At 60.6% G+C, this 19,892-nt stretch carries 23 protein-coding genes; 15 read left to right on the top strand and 8 right to left on the bottom strand.

The genetic code is table 11. From position 1 onward, the window contains the following. On the top strand, nucleotides 1-271 hold a 271-nt coding region (locus tag RA19_RS26965; protein ID WP_193748251.1), incomplete at its 5' end, for a hypothetical protein. Nucleotides 272-720: 449 nt separating this feature from the next. Here RA19_RS26965 and mntR read toward each other — a convergent pair. Beyond that, a complete protein-coding gene (gene mntR, locus RA19_RS09730) occupies nucleotides 721-1,158 on the bottom strand; it encodes a manganese-binding transcriptional regulator MntR (protein ID WP_193748250.1) in 438 nt (145 codons plus the stop codon). Between the two features lie 137 nt (nucleotides 1,159-1,295). Between mntR and RA19_RS09725 the strand changes: the two genes are divergently transcribed. From RA19_RS09725 to phnE, 4 genes are read left to right on the top strand one after another with little or no spacing between them, the layout of a single operon-like run. Then, nucleotides 1,296-3,149 (top strand): cytochrome c peroxidase, encoded by a 1,854-nt coding sequence (locus tag RA19_RS09725; RefSeq protein ID WP_039162031.1) that lies wholly within the window; start codon nucleotides 1,296-1,298, stop codon nucleotides 3,147-3,149. Beyond that, a complete protein-coding gene (locus RA19_RS09720; protein WP_039162029.1) occupies nucleotides 3,149-4,009 on the top strand; it encodes a phosphate/phosphite/phosphonate ABC transporter substrate-binding protein in 861 nt (286 codons plus the stop codon). The genes RA19_RS09725 and RA19_RS09720 overlap by 1 nt, the downstream gene beginning before the upstream one ends. Beyond that, entirely contained in the window at nucleotides 4,006-4,776 is a 771-nt protein-coding gene (locus RA19_RS09715) for a phosphonate ABC transporter ATP-binding protein (RefSeq protein ID WP_039162027.1), read from the top strand. Before RA19_RS09720 ends, RA19_RS09715 begins: the two co-directional genes overlap by 4 nt. Beyond that, complete coding sequence (gene phnE / locus RA19_RS09710) at nucleotides 4,776-5,519, top strand: phosphonate ABC transporter, permease protein PhnE (protein WP_052261732.1); 744 nt, start codon at nucleotides 4,776-4,778, stop codon at nucleotides 5,517-5,519. The genes RA19_RS09715 and phnE overlap by 1 nt, the downstream gene beginning before the upstream one ends. An 11-nt stretch (nucleotides 5,520-5,530) precedes the next feature. Here phnE and RA19_RS09705 read toward each other — a convergent pair whose 3' ends face one another. The 6 genes from RA19_RS09705 to RA19_RS09680 are packed head-to-tail and all read right to left on the bottom strand — an operon-like array spanning nucleotide 5,531 to nucleotide 9,408. Further along, nucleotides 5,531-6,682 (bottom strand): M23 family metallopeptidase, encoded by a 1,152-nt coding sequence (locus RA19_RS09705; protein WP_052261731.1) that lies wholly within the window; start codon nucleotides 6,680-6,682, stop codon nucleotides 5,531-5,533. Between the two features lie 4 nt (nucleotides 6,683-6,686). After that, on the bottom strand, nucleotides 6,687-7,283 hold the full coding sequence (locus RA19_RS09700) for an SCO family protein (protein ID WP_039162025.1): 597 nt from the start codon (nucleotides 7,281-7,283) through the stop codon (nucleotides 6,687-6,689). Next, nucleotides 7,283-7,747, bottom strand: a complete 465-nt coding sequence (locus tag RA19_RS09695; RefSeq protein WP_241479045.1) for a copper chaperone PCu(A)C — start codon at nucleotides 7,745-7,747, stop codon at nucleotides 7,283-7,285. Before RA19_RS09695 ends, RA19_RS09700 begins: the two co-directional genes overlap by 1 nt. Further along, entirely contained in the window at nucleotides 7,737-8,399 is a 663-nt protein-coding gene (locus RA19_RS09690) for a DsbA family protein (protein ID WP_039162023.1), read from the bottom strand. The genes RA19_RS09695 and RA19_RS09690 overlap by 11 nt, the downstream gene beginning before the upstream one ends. Next, nucleotides 8,396-8,809, bottom strand: coding sequence for a disulfide bond formation protein B (locus RA19_RS09685; protein ID WP_039162022.1), 414 nt, complete (start codon nucleotides 8,807-8,809; stop codon nucleotides 8,396-8,398). Before RA19_RS09685 ends, RA19_RS09690 begins: the two co-directional genes overlap by 4 nt. Further along, nucleotides 8,806-9,408 (bottom strand): SCO family protein, encoded by a 603-nt coding sequence (locus RA19_RS09680; RefSeq protein ID WP_152615726.1) that lies wholly within the window; start codon nucleotides 9,406-9,408, stop codon nucleotides 8,806-8,808. Before RA19_RS09680 ends, RA19_RS09685 begins: the two co-directional genes overlap by 4 nt. 291 nt (nucleotides 9,409-9,699) lie before the next feature. Here RA19_RS09680 and RA19_RS09675 point away from each other — a divergent pair, with 291 nt between their 5' ends. The 10 genes from RA19_RS09675 (at nucleotide 9,700) to RA19_RS09630 (ending at nucleotide 19,035) form a co-directional block, all read left to right on the top strand. Further along, nucleotides 9,700-10,248 (top strand): L,D-transpeptidase, encoded by a 549-nt coding sequence (locus tag RA19_RS09675; RefSeq protein ID WP_241479044.1) that lies wholly within the window; start codon nucleotides 9,700-9,702, stop codon nucleotides 10,246-10,248. Nucleotides 10,249-10,418: 170 nt separating this feature from the next. Continuing rightward, nucleotides 10,419-11,216: a transglutaminase-like domain-containing protein gene (locus tag RA19_RS09670; RefSeq protein ID WP_052261730.1), complete on the top strand. Its 798-nt coding sequence runs from the start codon at nucleotides 10,419-10,421 to the stop codon at nucleotides 11,214-11,216. Nucleotides 11,217-11,725: 509 nt separating this feature from the next. After that, nucleotides 11,726-12,616, top strand: a complete 891-nt coding sequence (locus RA19_RS09665) for a LysR family transcriptional regulator (protein ID WP_052261729.1) — start codon at nucleotides 11,726-11,728, stop codon at nucleotides 12,614-12,616. A gap of 85 nt (nucleotides 12,617-12,701) precedes the next feature. Next, nucleotides 12,702-13,514, top strand: a complete 813-nt coding sequence (locus RA19_RS09660) for a putative hydro-lyase (RefSeq protein ID WP_039162018.1) — start codon at nucleotides 12,702-12,704, stop codon at nucleotides 13,512-13,514. Nucleotides 13,515-13,533: 19 nt separating this feature from the next. Next, complete coding sequence (locus tag RA19_RS09655) at nucleotides 13,534-14,571, top strand: TRAP transporter substrate-binding protein (RefSeq protein ID WP_039162017.1); 1,038 nt, start codon at nucleotides 13,534-13,536, stop codon at nucleotides 14,569-14,571. A 63-nt stretch (nucleotides 14,572-14,634) separates the two neighbouring features. After that, a complete protein-coding gene (locus tag RA19_RS09650) occupies nucleotides 14,635-15,198 on the top strand; it encodes a TRAP transporter small permease subunit (protein ID WP_052261728.1) in 564 nt (187 codons plus the stop codon). Between the two features lie 3 nt (nucleotides 15,199-15,201). Then, nucleotides 15,202-16,485, top strand: a complete 1,284-nt coding sequence (locus RA19_RS09645; RefSeq protein WP_039162016.1) for a TRAP transporter large permease — start codon at nucleotides 15,202-15,204, stop codon at nucleotides 16,483-16,485. 20 nt (nucleotides 16,486-16,505) lie between these two features. Continuing rightward, nucleotides 16,506-17,243 (top strand): 5-oxoprolinase subunit B family protein, encoded by a 738-nt coding sequence (locus tag RA19_RS09640; protein WP_039162014.1) that lies wholly within the window; start codon nucleotides 16,506-16,508, stop codon nucleotides 17,241-17,243. Continuing rightward, entirely contained in the window at nucleotides 17,240-18,268 is a 1,029-nt protein-coding gene (locus tag RA19_RS09635; protein WP_039162012.1) for a 5-oxoprolinase subunit C family protein, read from the top strand. Before RA19_RS09640 ends, RA19_RS09635 begins: the two co-directional genes overlap by 4 nt. Then, complete coding sequence (locus RA19_RS09630) at nucleotides 18,265-19,035, top strand: LamB/YcsF family protein (protein ID WP_039162010.1); 771 nt, start codon at nucleotides 18,265-18,267, stop codon at nucleotides 19,033-19,035. Before RA19_RS09635 ends, RA19_RS09630 begins: the two co-directional genes overlap by 4 nt. A 485-nt stretch (nucleotides 19,036-19,520) precedes the next feature. On the opposite strand, the gene RA19_RS09625 is transcribed toward RA19_RS09630, so the two are convergent. Next, nucleotides 19,521-19,832: an ETC complex I subunit gene (locus RA19_RS09625; RefSeq protein WP_039162007.1), complete on the bottom strand. Its 312-nt coding sequence runs from the start codon at nucleotides 19,830-19,832 to the stop codon at nucleotides 19,521-19,523. Between the last annotated feature and the right edge of the window lie 60 nt (nucleotides 19,833-19,892).

Raw genomic sequence — 19,892 nt, 5'->3', positions numbered from 1 at the left:
CCACGGCAACGACGCCGACGGTTATGATGACAGCAATCCCGGAAGTGGGGGGAACTTAGAAGAAGGCCCAAACTCCGCAAGTTTGCACTCAGCTGATGAAGGCGAGTTCGAACTCGAAGAAAGTACAGACTGGATGGATGCTATAGTGGAAGGAACCGATGAGAACGGGTCTGATGCGGTAGTTAATTTGTCTGATGATGGAGAGGGAGCGGAAACACTCTGTGACGATTTAGACTTCGATATGGATAGTTCAGATGCAATCAACTGGTAGAGAAGAGCGGAGAGTTTCAGAAGTCGCCTGAGCAAATGTGGTGGAAGCTGGTATGAAAACCATGTGGCTGCCCTTGTGCAAAACCGACACTGAATCAATAAGCTGGTTGTGGCTGCGGCGAGTTGCGGCAACGTCAACTGAAGTGTCGGTCGGTTTGAAATGCTGCACTTGATTACGAATGCCCGCTTCGGGGCAGCCTCACTGCAGCGACGAGACTCCCGATCAATGGCAGCCCTTGTCCGCCCTTACAATTTGCAGTTGGCCGAAATTTTCCCTTGCTGCAAGTCAGCTTGCATTCCAGCTTTCAAGCTGGCCTCGCCTATTAGCGCCGCTGATGCTTCAGCAACTTGCTGACGCTTTGCGGTAGAAAGGCCTTGTACCTATGGGCCTTCCAGGGAGCTGAATGTGGGGAGATGGCTTTCCCGTTTGTCACTTCGCTATGGGCACACCTACTTCCGTGAAAATGCCTTGAAGACACGAAGGGTCTCTTCGCTAACATGATGCTCGATACCTTCGGCATCGTGCTCGGCTACATCTTTGGAAATGCCCAGGGCGACAAGGAACTCCACCACAATCCGATGGCGTTTTCGGCAAGCCTCGGCCAATTGGCGTCCAGCATCCGTCAGACGGATTGAGCGGTAAGGCTCCTGTTCGATTAAACCCTCGCGTTTCAACCGGCTCAGGTTCTTGGAAACCGTGGGCTGGGTCACACCGAGGCGTTCGGCAATCTCCACAGGCCTTGCTGAACCGTTCTGGTGGATTAGTTCCGCGATCAGTTCGACATAGTCCTCAACAACTTCGCTTTGGCGGGCGGCGCGGGCGGCCTCGAATCCGCTGGCGTGGTCGTCCGCGCTGCGGCCGATAGGTTGTGGTTTCTGGTCTGTCATTCTGCTCACGGTAGCTATTGCGGGTGCGGAACCCTGAATTGCGCGCCTTAACGTATATGCACCAGCAACGCGGGGCTTGACAACGGTATAGGGCTTTCTACAAAATTTAGCCTAGGCTAATATTTGTAGACTGGACTATGAAATATCTGATCGCATCCGCCCTGATCGGCCTGCTTCCGCTGAACGCGGGCGCCACGGCCATTGAAGAAGCCCCCTGGGCGCCGCGGGCCGCTGCCTACCGGCTCAGCCTGTTCATGGCGAACCTGACGCCGGTTCCCTGGGACAAGATTGAAAAGAACTGGACTGCTCCGGCGCCCGGCAGCGCAGTGGCGGTGGAGGCGCTGTCGCGGGTATCGGATCGCGACGCCCGGAACATTCGCGCAGCACTGGCTGCGGAAGACCGGCAGGCCCTGTTTGCGGCCGCTACCACGGCATTGGCCAACGGCATTCTTAAGCATCTTGAGAAGGCCGAAGCGATGCTTGGCCAGCCCGAGGCCGCATTTGAGGTTGCGCAGGCCTCGGCTCTGTACCGTGCGTTCGAAGACGGCATCCTGGCAGCGGATAAACAGGCCGCGCGCGATCTGGGCCGCGCCTGGCTGGTTCTGAATTCTTCTCTGGGCAGCTCCGGTGTTCTGGGCAATGGCGCGCAAGACGCTGATCCGGTGCGGTTTGCCAAGGCACAGGCCGTCATTACGGAGTATATTGAAGCCAGCTATCTGCCAACTTCCTTTGCGGAACGCAGCAAGCTGACCCCGCTGCCGGAAACCGCGGTGCGCGCGGGCACGGCGGCGGTGCTGCCGGCCACGCTGCCGCCAGGCTCCAACATTGCTGATCAGCGCGACCTGCCGCGGCTGGTGCTGCAGTTTGAAGAGGCAGGCGAAGATGAGGCCAACCTGCCGCTGGTGGCCTATGGCGACATGCTGTTCGATAGCCCCGAGATCTTCGGTTATCCGGCACGTGACTTGGGCATTGCCTGTTCCACCTGCCACAACCGGTCCGACGTGAACCGGGATTTCTTCATTCCCGGTCTCTCAAGCCATGCCGGCGGGATGGATGTGGACAGCTCCTTCTTCAATCCGATGTTCAATGACCGCGAGGACGATCACCTGGACACGCCGTCGATGCGCGGCATCCGCTTTACCGCGCCTTACGGGCGTGATGGGCGCGAGCCGAGCCTGCGCCGATTTGTACGCAATGTGATTGTGACCGAGTTTGCCGGGGCGGAGCCAACGCCGTTTCAGCTCGATGCGATGGTCGCTTACTTGCGCGTCTTTGACTTTCTGCCCAACCCGCAGATCGACCAAGCGGGGCGGCTGACGGACATGGCCTCCGAGGCGGCAAAACGCGGCGAAGTGCTGTTCAACACCCAGTTTGCCGGGCTTGGGGACCGGTCCTGCGCCTCCTGCCACACGCCGGACCGGTTCTTCCGCGACGGGCGGGCTTACGACATCGGCTCGGCCGAGCCGCCGTTCCCGGGCGGCACCGCAACCGCCTTTGACACCCCGACCCTGCGCAACGTCAACTTTACTGCGCCATACATGCATGACGGCGCCTTGCCGACTTTGGCGAGCGTTGTGGACTGGTTCAACGAGACCAAGGGCCTGAGCTTGGATGCGGAACAGCGCGCCGATCTGACGGCCTATCTGCAGGCGGTGGGGGATGGCGAGGAGCCCTACCAGCGCTTTGAAGGCCGCGACAGCGTGTTTCGTCTGTCGTGGGAGGAGCTTACCACCTTTGCCTCGACCTTGGACACGCTGATCCCGCTGCGCGATGCGGCGAACATTGCGGTGCTGGTCGATACCGTGGCGCCGGACCTGGCGGCGGATGCCAGCGTGATGACCAATCAGAGCGCCAAGCCCGAGATCTACAAATTTGCCGCCATCCTGCGCAGCGTCGGCGATGCCAGCGCCGCGGGCGACTGGGCTGAGGCCGGCCGCCAGTGGGAGGTCTTCAAAACCATGCAGGATGAGATTGACGGGAGGATGTTCTGATGCTGTCGCGCCGTAATTTTTTGACCACCGCGGCTGCTGCTGTTGCAACCCCTGCACTGGCCTCTGCCGGGCAGGGACTGAAGCTGGCCTTTATCCCGCAGGAAAACCCGGAGAAGCTGCTAGGCGATATCGAAACGATCACCGCCTGGCTGTCGCAGGAACTTCAAGTACCGGTCACCGGTTTTGTGACTTTTGATCACGCCGCTGCGGTGGAGGCGTTGCGCAACGGCGACGCCGATATCTCCTTCATGGGGGCGCTGCCGTTTGTGCTGGCCGAGGATCAGATTGGCGCGGTGCCGCTGCTGTCCGAGGTCTATCGCGGCCAGCCCAGCTATGCGGGGCGGGTGTTTGTGCGCAAGGACAGCGGCATCGAGACGCTGGCCGACCTGCAGGGCCGCGATATCGCCTTTGCCGACCCGGTGTCGGAATCCGGCTATCTCTATCCGCTCGACCTGTTTGTGCGCGAAGGACTGGTGGCGGACGCGGGTGATGCGGACCGGTTCTTTGGCCAGAAGTTCTTTGCCGGTGGTTACCAGCAGGCAATGCAAGCTATGGCCAACGGGTTAGTGGATGCTGCGGGCGCCAGCCAGTATGCCGATCTTTATCTGACGCCCGAGCAGCAGGCCGAGATCCGGGTGCTGGGCGAAAGCGAGCAGATTCCCAGCCATGCCATCATTGCCCGGCCTGGCCTGGATGCGGCCCTGCAGGCCCGCTTCGTGGAAGCCATGCTGCGCCTGAACCAGGCTGAGAACCGGTATTTGCTGGCCTATCTCTACGGCCCAGACGGCTATGTGGCAGCGGATCCCAAGGTTTATGACGGGGTCAGGCAGATGGCGCGCCGCTACGGCTATTTAAAATGACCCAAGCGCTTAGCCTCCAAGCTGTGTCGCACTGCTTTGACAGCGCCGAGGCCCTGCAGGATGTGTCGCTGCAGGTGGCGCCGGGGGAATGTGTGGCCTTGCTGGGGCCTTCGGGCGCAGGCAAGTCGACCTTGCTGGCCTTGCTGGATGGGCGGGTCCGGGGTTGGCGCGGCCGGGCTGAGGTGCTGGGCAACCGGCTTCCAAATGATCGGGCTCCAGAACGAAAAACCCGGCTAGAGACTGGCTTCATCTTTCAGGAATTCGCCCTGGTCGACCGGCAGAGCGTTTACCAGAATGCGATAAACGGGCGGCTAGGGCGAATGCGCCTCTGGCCGTCGCTTTGGGGGCGCTACAGCGCGCAGGATCACCTCAAGACAGCCATCGCGCTGGAGGACACCGGCCTGACGGAGCTGGCACAGCGCCGTGCAGATCAGCTTTCAGGTGGTCAGCGCCAGAGAGTGGCCATCGCCCGCTGCCTGGCGCAGGAGCCACAGTTGATCCTGGCGGATGAACCGGTCAGCAACCTTGACCCGGCCCACGCCGAACGCATTCTGGAACTGATCACCAATGCAGCGCAAAATCGCGGTATCGCTGTTGTCTTCAGTTCGCATCAGCCAGAGCTTTCGCGGCGCTTTGCCGGCCGTATCGTTGGATTGCGGGCAGGCGCGGTGCTGTTTGACAAGCCCTCCGCGATGGTCGGGAACGATGACATCCGAAATTTGTACCATGGCACAGCACCTGGTGACGGATTGCGGGTGGTCGGCTGATGAGCCGGATCTTGGTTTGGATCGCACTCGGGCTTGCAGTGCTATGGGCTGCGGGAAACGCTGATATCGGCTTGGACAAACTGCCCGGAGCGGGGCCGAGGCTGACAGAATTTCTAGGCCGGATGATGCCGCCGGACTTTTCGGTCTGGCCGGAGGTCCTTACAGGCCTGGCCGAGACACTGAGGATCGCCATTCTTGGGACGCTGTTTGCGGTCGTGCTATCGGCGGGGCTGGCTGTGCTTGCGTCCGAGACCCTTGTGCCCTCAGCCATCTGGCGCCCGGTACGGGCGCTGCTGGCAGTGATCCGGTCGATCCCGCTGATCCTGGTGGCGATGCTGATGGTGGGGGCTGTCGGGCTAGGCCCCCTGCCAGGTATTCTTGCAATCACTTTTCATGCCACCGGCATGCTGGCCAAATTCTATGCTGAAGCAATCGACAATGTAGGTGCCGCACCACTTGCTGCATTGGAGAGCGCAGGTGCCAGCCGGGCGCAACTTTTGCGGTGGGCGATCTGGCCGCAGATGGCACCAGTGGTGCTCCGCGACACTGTCTTCCGCTTTGAACTGAACCTCCGCGAAAGCCTGATCTTAGGCATCGTGGGCGCCGGCGGCATCGGGCTGTACGTTCAGACCTACGTGCGTTCGTTCCAATACGACAAGGCTGCAACTGTCACGCTTGCCATCATCGCTCTGGTGCTGTTGTCCGAAGGTCTGAATGCGATCTTACAGAAACGGTTCTCATGAATGGCAAGGCCTTAGGAGGCCGGGCCATTCAAAAAGGCGAACTGGATTCGGCGTGTTTCAAGGATCGAAGTGCTCTTCACTTGGTTTACCGTTTGCATTCCAGCTAGCCGTTCATCGGATAAAGGGTCCACTGGACGGCCATCAACACGCACCTCAAAATGCAGGTTGGGCCCGGATGTCAGCCCAGTCGAGCCGACAGTACCCAGCACGCTGTCCGTATCCACAGAAACCCCGTTGCGGATTCCCTCCGCAACTCTGTCCAAATGGGCGTACCGGGTCATCAGAGTGCTGCCATGGCGCACCTCAACAACACGGCCATACCCTTTGCGCTGCCCAGCAAAGCTGACTTTACCAGAAGCCGTGGCCCGAATTTCAGTTCCGCGCGCCGCCGCGAAATCGACACCCTTATGCATACGCATCCCTCCCAGCACCGGATGGCGCCGGATTCCGAATTGTGATGAAATTCGCGCAGCGGCTACAGGCGGCGTGAAGGTCTTGAGTGCTTCGCCGTCACGAAACAGAAGCTGGCGGGGAGATTCTTCACTTGACCAAGCCACCTCATACAGGCTTCCCCCAAACGACAAGGCCGCGTAGGTGAGCACCGGCGCTCCGACCGGGATCCCATCATCACCGGTTTCTTGCTGCCACATGACCCGTAGAGTCTCGCCGCCCCGCAGGTCGCGCCAGAAATCCACTGTCGCTCCGAATACCTGAGCAAGATCAATCGCGAACTGTGCCGGCACACCGGCCCTTTGAAACGCAGCATAGACCGAACCTTCTATTGCCAATTCCTCAGCCAATGCCGACGTTTGCGTGGGCAATTCTTCGCGGATAACGCTGTCAGGGTTTCCAGCATCGAAGACAAAGCGGGTTCGGGCATCTATCTTCAATGCAAATGAGTTCGCCATGCCGTTTTTGTCCTGTTTGACCGCCAGCTCAACACCGGGACGCAGCTGGGAAAGATCATATTCTTCGGCCAGGCCTTGTGTCAGCCGGGTGCGAGAAACCGGATCCAGTCCTGCTTCCGCCAGCAAACCGTCGAGCGTTCCACCAGGTTCAAGACGGTAAATTTGACCTTGGGGTTGGTCTGATTGCGCCCGGATGGGCGCCGGGGCCAGAAACGCTGCAAGCAGTGCACTGGCCAGAAGGGGCTTGAGAGTCATGGAGTTACTTCATCGGTTCGTTGAGTGCGCGACGAACCTTTGGAAGCGCAAATTCGCGCGGTTCGTGATAATCGATGGACGTCGCATAGCTGCCATCGGAGCGAAACAGAAACACGTTGGCGGTATGGTTCATGGCGTATTCTTCGAGATCGTCTCCGACACGCTCGTAGCGTGCGCGCAGTGCTGCAACGGCGCGGTCAAGATTGCCCTTTGTTCCCGACCATCCTTCAACCCGCGGATCGAAATAGGACACATATTCGGCCATGGCCTCCGGCGTGTCCCGGCTGGGATCCACCGTGATAAACACCACACGCATATCCCGCGCGGTGTCTCCCAGCGCTTCCAGCCAGTCTGTGATGTCACTCAGCGTTGTCGGGCAGACATCAGGGCAATAGGTGTAGCCCAGGAACAGCATTGCCGGGCTGCCCAGCAGGTCTTGCGGCGTCACCCTGTTGCCGCGGTGATCTGTCATTTCAAACGCCATTTGACCCAGGCGCAAGGGCAGATCCGGCGGCGAAGTCTGCACGCTGCGCCACCATCCGACGGCCAGCATAAAGACTGCCGCCGCAACCCCTGCGCCCAGATAGCTTAGTATCCGCATCAACCCTCAGGGCCTTTGGCTGCAATACCCAATACAGGAAATTCCACTGGCTGCTCAGTACCATCTGAGAAGACCAGAGTTACATCCACGCTGGTGCCCTTCTTCAGGGGAGCGTTCATTTGCATTAGCATGCCATGCAACCCGCCCGGTTCCAGTTTGATGCTTTCGCCAGGTGCAAGGATGATCTCGCCCACTGGCGCCATGGAACTAACGCCGTTGGCATCGGTTGAAGTCCGGTGGATAGACGCATGGCCTGCAGCATCCGCCTTGAGGCCCGTCAGCGTTGCCGGTGCTTGGCTGGTGTTGGTCAGCGCCAAGTATACGGCGGCAGGGCGGCTGCCAATACTGGCGCGTGCCCAGGGTTCTGTCACGGTTACCTGACTTGCTTGCTCAGCCATCAGCGGCAGGACGCTGAACAGCCCAAGGACCGAAGCGATAAGAACAGTTTTCATATCAAGCGCCATTGGAAAGATCTGCAACGGCCTTATCGACCATCTGCATGAAAGGCTCGGCGCCGAACTCTGGCAGTGGTGCGCCGTTCACGAAAAACGTCGGCGTCTGGTCTACGCCAACCGCTTCAACGTCAGCGCGATCTTGATTGATGACGGCGATCACTTGAGGCGCGCGCATCTGATCGCGTGCCTTTTCCAGGTCCAATCCGGCCTCTGCGGCGATCAGTGGGATCAAATCCGGTTTGAGTTGTCCATGTGCAGCCCATTCTGGCTGGCGTGCAAGAAGGGCGTTCAGAACGGGTTCAAAAACCCCTTGCATCCGCGCTGCTTCAAGAGCGGCAATTGCGCGTTCCGACCCTTCACCATGGAACGGAGTATAGCGCAGGACCACGCGCACCCGGTCTGCATAGCGGGCAAGGGTTTGCTTCACCAGCGGATGAAAGGCACGGCACGCCTCGCAGGCCGGGTCAAAGAATTCGACGATTGTTACCGGAGCTTCCGGGTTGCCCAGAACCGGCGAGTAGCTGCGTATCAGCACTTCTGAGGCAGGCAGCTCAGATGGTCCTTCTGCCTTGGACTGGCTGGATTTCACATACCAGCCGGCTGCGCCGAATCCGGTAAGTCCCAGAAAGAGCGGTGCAAAGAACAATGTCCTGCGTTTCATGTCAGATCCTCCTGACGGGTTTTGAACATTAGAAGAGTGATGGCGAGGAATGCAGCCAGCGAGAGCAGCGGGATTGGCAACCCAAGCACATCCATATTTGCATCCGTGCAGGATGGTCCGCTGGCCGAGCAGGGCCGGATCTTTTCCGGGATCAGCCCGGAATACAGCGCCATATGCCACAGGGCGACAGCGCTGCCGCCACCGGCCAATGCCAAGCCGTACTTCCAGACGCCCTTGTCGTTCGCCCAGGCGGCAATTCCTAGCACCAAGGCCAGCGGGAACATGAAGGCGCGCTGAAACCAGCACAGAACGCAGGGGGTCTGACCAAGCACCTCGCCGATAAACAGCACCGCAAGCGATGCGGCCAGCGCCAGCAGCCACGCAAGGTAGAGACTGAGGCCGGGTTTCACAGCCGTTGCTCCAGATCCAGCAGGATTTCGTCGCTGGATGCGTCGAAAGCAAAAGTCCGTTCGAAATACCCGTCTGGCCGAAACAGCAGGATCGCCGAGCTATGCCCCATCGTGTAACCATCAGGCGCGTTGGGATCCTCTTGGCGCTGGTAGAACACCTTGAACGCCTTTGATGCGGCAGAGATCTGCGTTTCATTGCCGGTCAGGCCGATGACCGACGGATGAAAGTACTCAAGGTAGTCGGCAACTGTCTCAGGTGTGTCGCGGGCAGGGTCCACAGTGATGAAAAGCGGCTGCACATCTTCTGCCTTGCTTCCAAGACCGTCCATGGCTTCGCTGATAGTTGACAGTCCCGTCGGGCAGATATCCGGACAGTTGGTGAAGCCAAAGAAAACAAGCTTCCACCGCCCTTCAAACTCGGTGCTCGTGCGCACTGACCCCGTGTGATCAGTAAGCTCAAAGGCAGGGCGGAAACCGCCTTCGGCCTCTGAAACTGACCTGCCTGCTTGATACTTCGGCAGCACAAAACCCACAATTGCTGCCACTGAAACTGCCGCCAATCCCCAAAGGATAAAGAGGCCAATCTTGTATCCCGTCATGTCTGCTTGATCCCATTCCGACACCAAGCAGGCAGATAGGACCTCTAGCAGCTAGAGGGTCAATAGAGGATTTTCGGATTTTTTGCCGCTTGGATTAAAGGCGCAGTCTTTGCACTCTAAGCAATTTGTTTTCCTGCTCTACGGCAGGCCGGAAACATCCGCGCAAAGGGTCCTCGCGAGTTTGTGAAGATTCTTTCTGTTGAACCTATAGGGACTAGAGGCCGTACGAAACGCCGGACTTAAAACAGCACGGGCAGAACCATGGCTTCAGATTTTCACCGGCGATCCTTCATGACAGCGGCAACAGCTGCACTGAGTGCTCTGGCAGGCCCGGGAGCAGCTCAGACCTTTCCGCTCCCTGACCCGCAAGAACCAGTCAGGCGTAACATTTCGGCATTCCGCACACCTGCCTGGCAGGACCACTTTGAAACGCTGAAAAATGGCGTAATCCTCTGTGATATCAACTCACGCGCGGTTCAGTTTTGGTCAGAAGACGAGGCTACCTACAAGGTGTACCCGTCCAGCGTCCCGATGAGTGAGGAATTGACCAAACGCGGATACACACGGATTATCCGCAAGGTCGAAGGGCCAAGCTGGCGGCCGACCCCTTCTATGAAAAAGCGCAACCCGGAGTGGCCGGACTACGTTGGGCCTGGTCCGGACAATCCGCTGGGCACCCATGCCCTTTATCTTTCGTGGCAATACTACCGGGTCCACGGAACCGGAGACACACGTAAGATCGGCCGACAGTCTTCGAACGGATGCATCGGGTTATACAACGAGCATATCGCTGAATTGTTCAATCTGGCCAAGGTCGGGACACAGGTCAAAATTTTCTGATGTTTGGCAAGCAGAAGATGCCAGGGCGCCTAACCTGTCCTGGAGAGACAGTTATCTGAGACATTGTCTATCGACTGCTGAAACTTGGCAAAAAAGCATGAGTTGATGTCTTGAACCTCTAGTCTCTAGAGGTTTTATGTAGGATGGGACCTAAACGGAAGCGATTCGATATGTCCCAACTCAACTACCTTGCCGAAACCGCAATGCTGGATTTCAAAAGCCCTGCGATCCATTCACTTATCGAAGAACGCGGCTGGCACTCCCTGTCCGTCAGCGAGCGTATCGGGGCCGCCTACGATTTCGTGCGCAACGAAATCAAGTTCGGCTACAACGTGGACGACACCCGGCGGGCGTCTGATGTCCTGAAAGACGGGTTCGGCCAATGCAACACTAAGGCAACCTTGCTGATGGCGCTTTTGCGTGCGCTGGACGTGCCCTGCCGCCTGCATGGGTTCACCATCGACAAAAGCCTGCAACGGGGTGTTGTGCCCGAATTGTTCTACTGGATTGCTCCGCAGAATATCCTTCATTCCTGGGTGGAAGTGGAGTTTGAAGGGCGATGGATCGATCTGGAGGGGTTCATTCTTGACCAGCAGGTTCTTTCGGCGCTGCAAAAAGCATTTCCGGGCCGCAGTTCCCTGTGTGCATACGGAGCAGGCACCGACTGCCTCCAGTCTCCGGAAGTAGAGTGGCGGGAGGAGAACACTTACATCCAGAAAACAGGTATCAACAATGACTTGGGTGTGTTCGACGCCCCTGATGATTTCTATGCGGTTCATCAGCAAGACCTTACCGGCCTGCGCGGATTTCTGTACCGCAACCTGATCCGCCACTGGATGAACCGCCGTGTCGCTGCGATGCGCCGCGGGATCGTGCCCGTCATACCGGGAGGAGATGAAGTGCTGGTTCCGGGGTTTGCCATTCGCGGCGGCGGCAAACGCCCTTCGCTGCCGTCCTTTCCGGACTAAATGCTCCTCCTTCAACAAATGGCGGCAATGCGGAAGCTGAACCGCGGCGTCAACAGAGCGGATGGATGTCCCCTACGGGCCGGCCAAGCCTCAAGAGATGGTCACGCCATTTGTTGATTGCTCCCCGAAACAGACAGCCGCGTTTGACACGGCTGACCTCAGCCTTCCAGCACTCGAAAATTGCCGAAGGTCCACTTGTTGTAGCGCTGTTTGCCTCTGCACCCGATGACTTGGCACGGCGTTCGAAACTTGATGGCTAACCTGCAGGGGGTGATCTCGGGATTGAAAGACCGGACCTACAGAAATGCAAAGTTTGTGCAGTCGCAGCGATGAATAGCATCCATAAACCGTTGACAGTTGATCATGAGGTCTGCCCCTCGTTTGGCTGCCACGGCAAGTAACAGCCAAAAGGAATTGGCCTCGGCTCCTCATGTTCTGCAGGCAGTAATTTCGGACCGGAAGGCTGCAGCTCCGGTGCATTCATAGCAGCTTCATGCGACTAATCGGAAATGGTGAGAATCAACTTTGAACAACTTAAGACCTTTCTAAACGTGGTCCGGCTGGGTGGTGTCCGCCGGGCTGCCAATGCACTGAACTTAACCCAGCCTGCCGTGACCGCCCGGATAAAGAACCTTGAGGACTCGCTGTCCTGCGAACTGTTTGAACGGACCTCGGGCGGTATGAAGCTGACCAAACGCGGCGAGCTTCTGGTGGCGCATGCCGAGAAATTCGAACAGCTGTCGGAACTCGTGGAAAAGGATGTCGTCGACCCGGACGGCATCGAAGGGCGGCTGCGCCTCGGCGTTTCCGAGACTATTGCCCAATGCTGGCTGCCAGAGCTTGTGTCGGCGCTGCATGAGCGTTTCCCCAAGCTTGAGATCGAGTTCAACGTGGATATTTCGGTCAACTTGCGGGCAGGGCTGATGGCCCGGGAGATCGATCTGGCGGTGCTGCTAGGGCCGGTGTCGGATTACTCTGTCAATAACATAGACTTGCCAGGATTTCCGCTGGCCTGGTATGCGGCCGCCAAGGGCCGCACAGAGCAGGATCCAGCTTCCTATCTGTCGCGCCCTGTTCTGACCTATGCGCGTCACACGCGGCCGCATCGAGAGCTGAAGGAAATGCTGTTCGAGCGGGTCGGGCCTGAGGTTTCGCTGTTTCCGTCTTCCTCGCTTTCGGCCTGTTTCCGGTTGGTCGAAGCGGATCTCGGCGTTGCCGTGCTGCCCCGGGTTCTGGGCGAGGAGCTGGTTGCCGCAGGCCGGATTATCGAGTTCGACCCCGGCTGGGTGCCAAGCCCGCTGCGCTTTACTGCGTCCTACTTGGGTGAACCCAAAAGCCATGTCACCGAAACCGCCGCCCATTTGGCGCGGGACGTCGCAGAGGTCTTTTTTGCCCGATAAAAATCTCTGATCAAAACTGCAAAAAACATTCGATTTGATCTTATAGGCGTTTCTTGTGACCCTTTTGCCAAGCGGAGGGAAGCCAGTGACCATCACCTATCAGGACCTGACAACCATCAGTGCAGCCGAGGTGCGCACGGCCATCCGGACCGGGCAGTATCAGGGCCATACAGCCGGGCTGGGCAGCGGTTTTCTGCAGGCCAACTTGGCGATCATGCCGGAGAAATACGCGCTGGACTTCATGCGCTACTGCCAGCGCAACCCCAAGCCCTGCCCGCTGACGGGGGTGTCCGACACCGGCAGCCCGATGATGGCGACGCTGGGCCAGGACATCGACATCCGCACCGATGTGCCGGCCTACAACGTCTACCGCGACGGCAAGCTGGCGGAGACCGTCACGGACATCCAGGACCTGTGGCAGGGTGATTTCGTGGCTTTTGCGCTCGGCTGCTCCTTTACCTTCGAGCACGCCTTGCAGCGCGCCGGGCTGCCGCTGTGGCATGTGGAGAACAACAAGACCGTGCCGATGTTCCGGACCGGGATCGACACCACCCCCTCCGGCCCCTTCAGCGGCAAGATGGTCGTCAGCATGCGCGCCTTGCCGCGCGAGCGGGTCGGGCAGGCGGCCGAGGTTTCGCGCCGCTTCCCGCTGGCGCACGGCGCGCCGGTGCATTGGGGCGATCCGGCGGAGATCGGCATCCAGGATCTGACCCGCCCCGACTGGGGCGACGCGGCGCCGGTCGGGGCAGACGAGACCCCGGTGTTCTGGGCCTGCGGCGTCACCCCCCAGGCTGCCATCGAGACCGCGGCGCTGCCGCTGTGCATCACCCACAAACCCGGCCATATGCTGATCACCGACGTCAGCGAAAGCGCCGAAGTTCCCGATTACCGGACATGACAGCTTCAGGGAGAGAGACATGAAGACACTGACCGCATTGACCGCCGCACTGGCGCTGAGCGCAGGCGCGGCACTGGCCGACAACCCGGTTGTGCTCAAGGCTGTGGGCACCTGGTCCAGCCTCACCAACTATCAGAAACACGAAGGCCCCTTCTTCAACGAACGCCTGGCCGAAGCCTCGGGCGGACAGATTGTCGGCGAGATCCAGTCGCAGTCCGGCCTGGGCCTCAAGGGCTTTGAGATCATGCGCCTGGTCAAGAACGGCGTTTTCGACTTCGCCTTTGGCCTGCCGGGCTATGTGGCGGCTGAGAACGCCATTTTCGAAGGCGCCGACCTCAGCTCGGTCACCCAGGACATCGAGACCCAGCGCAAGGTGGCAGATGCCTATTTCCCGACGCTGGAGGAGGCTTTTGCCAAATACTACAACGCCAAGCTTTTGATGCTGTATCCGTTCCCCAGCCAGACCCTGTGGTGCAACGCCGAGGTGAACGGGATCCAGGATCTGAAGGGCAAGAAAATCCGCGTCTACGCAACCACCTTGGGCGACTTTGTCGAAGGCGCAGGGGGCACCTCGGTCACTGTGCCCTTCTCGGAAGTTATCCCGGCGCTGGAAAAGGGCGTGGTGGATTGCGGCATCACCGGCACCATGTCTGCCTATACCGCCAACTGGCAGCAGGTGGCCACCCACGCCTATACCCTGCGGGTCGGCTGGGGCCTCGCCTTTGGCGCCATGAACATGGACAAGTGGAATTCGCTGTCGCCGGATCAGCAGGCGCTGATGCAGTCCGAGATTGCCGCGCTGAACGAACGCATGTGGGCCGAGACCGCCACCGAGGACGGCATTGCGATCTCCTGCATCACCGGCGGCGACTGTGCCATCGGCGAGAAGGGCGGCATGAAGCTGGTGGAGCCCTCGGCCGAGGACCTCGCCATCCGCGACAAGATCGCCGCTGATGTGGTGCTGGCCCGCTGGGCCGAGCGTTGCGGCGAAGACTGCGCCGAGAACTGGAACAACACCGTTGGCAAGGTCCTGGGCATGACCGCCAAGGCCAACTGATCACTTACACGAAGGGCGGCCTGATCCATCTGGCCGCCCTTATTGCATCCGAAAGGCAAGACCATGCTTGAGTCCCTTTTGACCCGCACCCGGAAGCTGAGCCTGTGGCTGACCTGGGCCGGCGGAACCCTGATTGTGCTGTCCGCGTTCCTGGTGACGCTGGAAGTGCTGCTGCGCAAGATTTTCAACATCTCCCTCGGCGGCGCCGACGAGATTTCCGGCTATGCCTTTGGGGTCGCCACCGCCTTTGCCTTCAGCTTTGCCCTGTTCGAGCGCGCCCATATCCGGGTTGATGCGCTGATGGGCATCCTGCCCCGCAAACTGCACCCTCTGATCAACATGCTCGGGCTGGCGCTGCTGATCGGCTTTGCCGGCATCGTTGCGGTGATGGTCTGGAGCATGGTTGCGGATTCAGTTCAGCATGGCTCCCGCTCGATCACCCCCCTGCGGGTGCCGCTGGCATTACCGCAAATCCCCTGGCTGCTGGGCTGGCTGCTGTTTGTCGCCTCCGGCGTCCTGATCGGCCTGGTTGCGCTTAGGCGGCTGGCCAAGGGCGACCAGGCCGGCGTGCAGGACCTGATCGGGGTGAAATCCATTGATGAACAAATCGAAGACGAAAGCGTCTGACCCATGCTGCTGAAGACACTCCTTATCCTGCTGGCCCTGATCGGGCTGGCCGTGCCGATCGCCGCTTCCCTGGGCTGGCTGGGCCTGATCCTGCAGTGGACCGACAGCCCGATGCCGCTGCATCGCGCCATCTCCGACATGGCCTGGCAGACCAGCACCGACTTCCTGCTGGTGGCGATCCCGATGTTCGTCATGCTGGGCGAGATCCTGCTGCGGGCGGGCATCACCGAGAAGATGTATGACGGCATCGTCAAATGGCTGGGCTGGCTGCCCGGCGGGCTGATGCACTCCAATGTGGGCTCCTCGGCACTGTTTGCCGCAACCTCCGGCTCCTCGGTGGCGACCGCGGCGACCATTGGCACCGTGGCGATCCCGCAGATCCGGAAGCGCGGCTATAACGAGCCGCTGTTCCTGGGCACCATTGCGGCCGGCGGCACTCTGGGAATCCTAATCCCGCCGTCGATCAACCTGATCCTATATGGCCTCTTGACCAACACCTCGGTGCCCGAGCTGTATCTGGCGGGCTTCCTGCCCGGCTTCCTGCTCGCGGCGCTGTTCATCCTGACCGTGGTAGCAGCCTGCCTGCTGCGCCCCGGCTGGGGCGGCGAGAAACTCAGCTACACCTGGGGAGAACGTATGCGGGCGCTGCCGGCTCTGGTGCCGCCGCTGGGGATCTTCCTAGTGGTTGTCGGCTCGATTTATGCAGGCATTGCCACTCCAACCGAAGCCGCAGCCCTCGGCGTAGTAGCTGCAATGGCGCTGGCCGCCTTCAATGGGAAGTTCTCGATCCGAATGATGCGCGAGGCCATCGAGGGCACCATGCGCACCACTGCCATGATCATGCTGATCATCATCGCGGCGGTGTTCCTGAACTTCGTCTTGTCGATCATCGGTCTCACCCAGGCGCTGACCGACTTTGTCACCGGCCTTGGCTGGGGGCCGATGCAGACCATGCTGATGATCGTGGCCATTCTGGTTCTGATTGGCTGCTTCATGGAGACGCTGTCGATGCTCCTGACCATGGCGCCGCTGGTGACGCCCATCGTTGTGGCGCTTGGCTTTGATCCGGTGTGGTTCGGAATCCTGCTGATGGTGCTGCTGGAAACCGCCCTGATCACCCCGCCGATCGGCATCAACCTTTATGTGGTGCAGGGGCTGCGCAAGTCCGGGCCGATGATGGACGTGATGAAAGGCGCGCTGCCTTTCGTGCTGACCATGTTCGTCATGCTGGGCCTGCTGCTGGCCTTCCCCGGGCTCGCGCTGTGGCTGCCCGGCTTGTTCTACTAACCCAAAGAAGGAATTGAACGATGGCCTTCGCGACTGAATGGCCCAGGATCAGTGCGCTTGGCACTGACGGGTTCCTTGTGACCTTCGCAGACCGGTTGAGCGAACCGGCGAACCGGGCGGCGCTGGCGTTCCGCCATGCGCTGGAGCAGGAAAGCTGGCGCGGAGTGGAAGAAACTTCAACCTCGCTCGTATCCGCCTACTTGCGGTTCGATCCGCGCGGAGCCAGCCATGCAGAGATCCAGTCGAAACTGCAGCATCTCCTCGCCCGCGAAAACTGGTTTGAGGTGCCGCTGCCGCAAGGCCGCAGGCTGTGGCGGGTGCCTGCGGTGTTCGGAACGGAACTGGCACCGCAGCTGGAGGAGGCAGCCCAAGCGGCAGGGCTAACGCCTGAGGACGCCGTTGCCTCGCTGACGCAGACGAGGGTGCGGGTGCAGACCATCGGCTTCGCCCCCGGCCAGCCCTACCTGGGAGAGCTGCCGCCGGCCTGGGACATTCCGCGCCAGAGCCAGCTGACCAGCCAGGTCCCGGCGGGAGCCTTGGCGGTGGCAATCCGGCAGCTGGTGCTGTTCCCGGTGCCCGCGCCCACTGGCTGGCGGCATGTCGGCCAGACCTGTTTCCAACTGTTCCGCCCGGACTCGGATGACCCCTTCGTGCTGCGGCCCGGCGACGAGCTGCAGTTCGAGCCCGTCGGCGCGGAAACGCTTGCGAGGATGCAATCTGATCCAGGCGGCGGGGCCCGCGCGGAGGTGATCCGATGACCAGAACCCTGACGGTGAAACGCGCCGGGCCCGGTGTCACGGTGCAAGACCTTGGCCGTCCCGGCCATCTCGCCGGCGGCCTGTCCCGCGGCGGCGCCGCCGACCGGCTGGCGCTGGCAGAGGGCGCCGCCCTGCTGGGGCAGGATGCCGGAACCGCCGCGCTGGAGATGGCCGGCGCAGGCGGCGAGTTCGAGGCCTCCGAAGACATGCGTATCGCCCTCACCGGCGCGGTGATGCAGGCCAGCCTGGACGGCGCCCCGCTGGTCTGGAACGCCAGCCACCTGCTGCCGCGCGGGGCCAGGCTGAAGATCGGCGGCTGCGAGGCCGGCTGTTACGGCTACCTGCATCTGGGCGGCGGCATTGCAACCGAACCGCAGCTCGGCGCCCGTTCGGCGCATCTGGGCGCGGGCCTTGGCGGCGCGCTGCAGCCGGGGGCCTGCCTGCCGATCGGCGCGGACGAAGGCCTGCGCGGCACCGGTCAGCGCCTGGATCCGGCGCCAAGGTTCGATGGCGGCACCCTGCGGGCGGTGGCGGGGCCGCAAACCGGCCTGTTCAGCCCGGCGCAGATAGCGGCCTTTGAAAACAGCAGCTTCCGCCGCGACCTGCGGGGCAACCGGATGGGGGTGCGCCTGACCTCAGATACCGCTGCGCTGAAACCCGGTGACGGGCTGAAGGTGGTGTCGGAAGTGATCGTGCCCGGCGACATCCAGATCACCGGCGACGGTGCGCCTTTTGTGCTGCTCAGCGAGTGCCAGACCATCGGCGGCTACCCCCGGATCGGTTCGGTGCTGCCCGCGGACCTGCCGCTGGTGGCGCAAGGGCGCCCCGGCACTGCGTTCCGTTTCCAGTTCGTTACGATGGAGGAGGCGGTTGAGATAGTGCACCTGGAGCAGGAGCGCCGCCTGGAAATTGGAAGATCTCTACGGCCACTACTGCGGGACCCGCGGACCATGTTTGATCTACTGTCCTACCAGTTGATCAGCGGCGCAACTTCCGGAGATGACTTGGAGAGAGAACACCAATGATCAAAACCGTCGACCTGAATGCGGATATGGGCGAGAGCTTCGGCGCCTGGCAAATGGGCAACGACTTCGCCCTGCTGGAGTCGGTGACTTCGGTTAATATCGCTTGCGGTTTCCATGCGGGCGATCCCGATGTAATGGCGCGTACCATCGCGGCGGCCCATGACAGAGGCGTCGGGATCGGAGCCCACCCGGGTTTTCCTGATCTGCAGGGCTTCGGCCGGCGCCAGATGTCCATCCCATTGGAAAGCCTCGGCAACATGGTGCGTTACCAGCTAGGCGCGGCGCAAGCGATGGCGCGGGCATGCGGGGCGGAAGTCCAGCATCTCAAGCTGCACGGCGCCTTGGCCAACCAGGCTGCCAAGGAGCGGAACGTTGCGACGGCCTGCTATGAAGCTGCCTTATCGGTTGCACCGGACATCATCGTTGTCGCTATGGCTGCCACCGAACAACAGGCTGCGGCCGAGGAACTTGGCTGCAAGAGCGCTTGCGAGGTTTTCGCCGACCGGGCCTATAATCCGGATGGGTCCTTGGTCAGCCGAAGCGAACCTGGCGCTGTTATTCACGACGCCGGTGAAATTTCGCAGTGCGTGGTCCGAATGCTCAAAGCAGGTGCAATCATCACTACGGATGGAACCAGGATAGCCACTCGTATCGACACCATTTGCCTGCACGGTGATACGGCCTCCGCTGAGGTAAGTGCCCAACGGATCCGTGAAGCCCTTAGGTCAGAAGGAATAGACGCTGCTCCATTCAGTGGCGGGGCATAGCCGCCGTTCGGCTCCGATTGTGATGCACATTCAGCGAAGGTCCGAATTGTACCGGCCGCGATCATTTGTTTGACGGAAATGCTGCAGCATGCACAAACGGCGGCTTCGACGGGCCGCACCGCGGCGATGAAGATGCTAGTCGAAAGGCAGGATTGGGCCGCCCCCTGCCCTTAGGAAAAGCGCCTGGGGCTAATCACCTGCTTCAGCCTCCGCCACTGAAGCTACCGCAAGAGTGGCACCAAGCTGCATCATAGTCTTCCTCGCCATCTGACAATACATTGCCTGGCAATCGTCTACGCAGCCCCCGAATATGCATGCACAGCAAAACGAAGAAGCCCGTTCTCTCTGTTTCCGCAATGCATTCGGCTTCCGCCACGATGCTCTAACCCAGAAATAGCAAAGGCGCCCGCTGGGCGCCCTATACGTAGATCCTGGTGAGAACTCGTGCCGAAACGGTGGGAACTCGTGGAAGATTTACAACGGACTCAGTGGGTCCAGGGGCCGCGGCGGTTGGTGGCAAAGTTCTCGCCATAGCCGCCGGCGCGGATGTTTGCCTTGCGCACCTTAGGCTCAACCACCTGGGCCTCGATGCCGTGGTCCTTGGCGTATTCCAGCGCCGCTTCCTTGCTGTCAAAACGCAGCTTGACCTGGGCCTGGGTGTCGCCGGACGAGGTCCAGCCCATCAGCGGGTCCACTTCGCGGGCTGAGGCGGGCGCGTATTCCAGAACCCATTTCCGCGTCTTCGCCATGCCAGAGGTCATGGCGTTGCGGGCTGGCCGGTAAATCCGCGCTTGCATGGGCAGTCTCCTGATGAGTCTCAAACTTGCGCATTTATGCGCCGGATGCGCCGCTGCGGC

The sequence above is a fragment of the Leisingera sp. ANG-M1 genome (assembly GCF_000813745.1).
Taxonomy (GTDB): domain Bacteria; phylum Pseudomonadota; class Alphaproteobacteria; order Rhodobacterales; family Rhodobacteraceae; genus Leisingera.
Note: the sequence above shows the minus strand (reverse complement) of the source record. Positions and strands in the feature narration are given on the sequence as shown.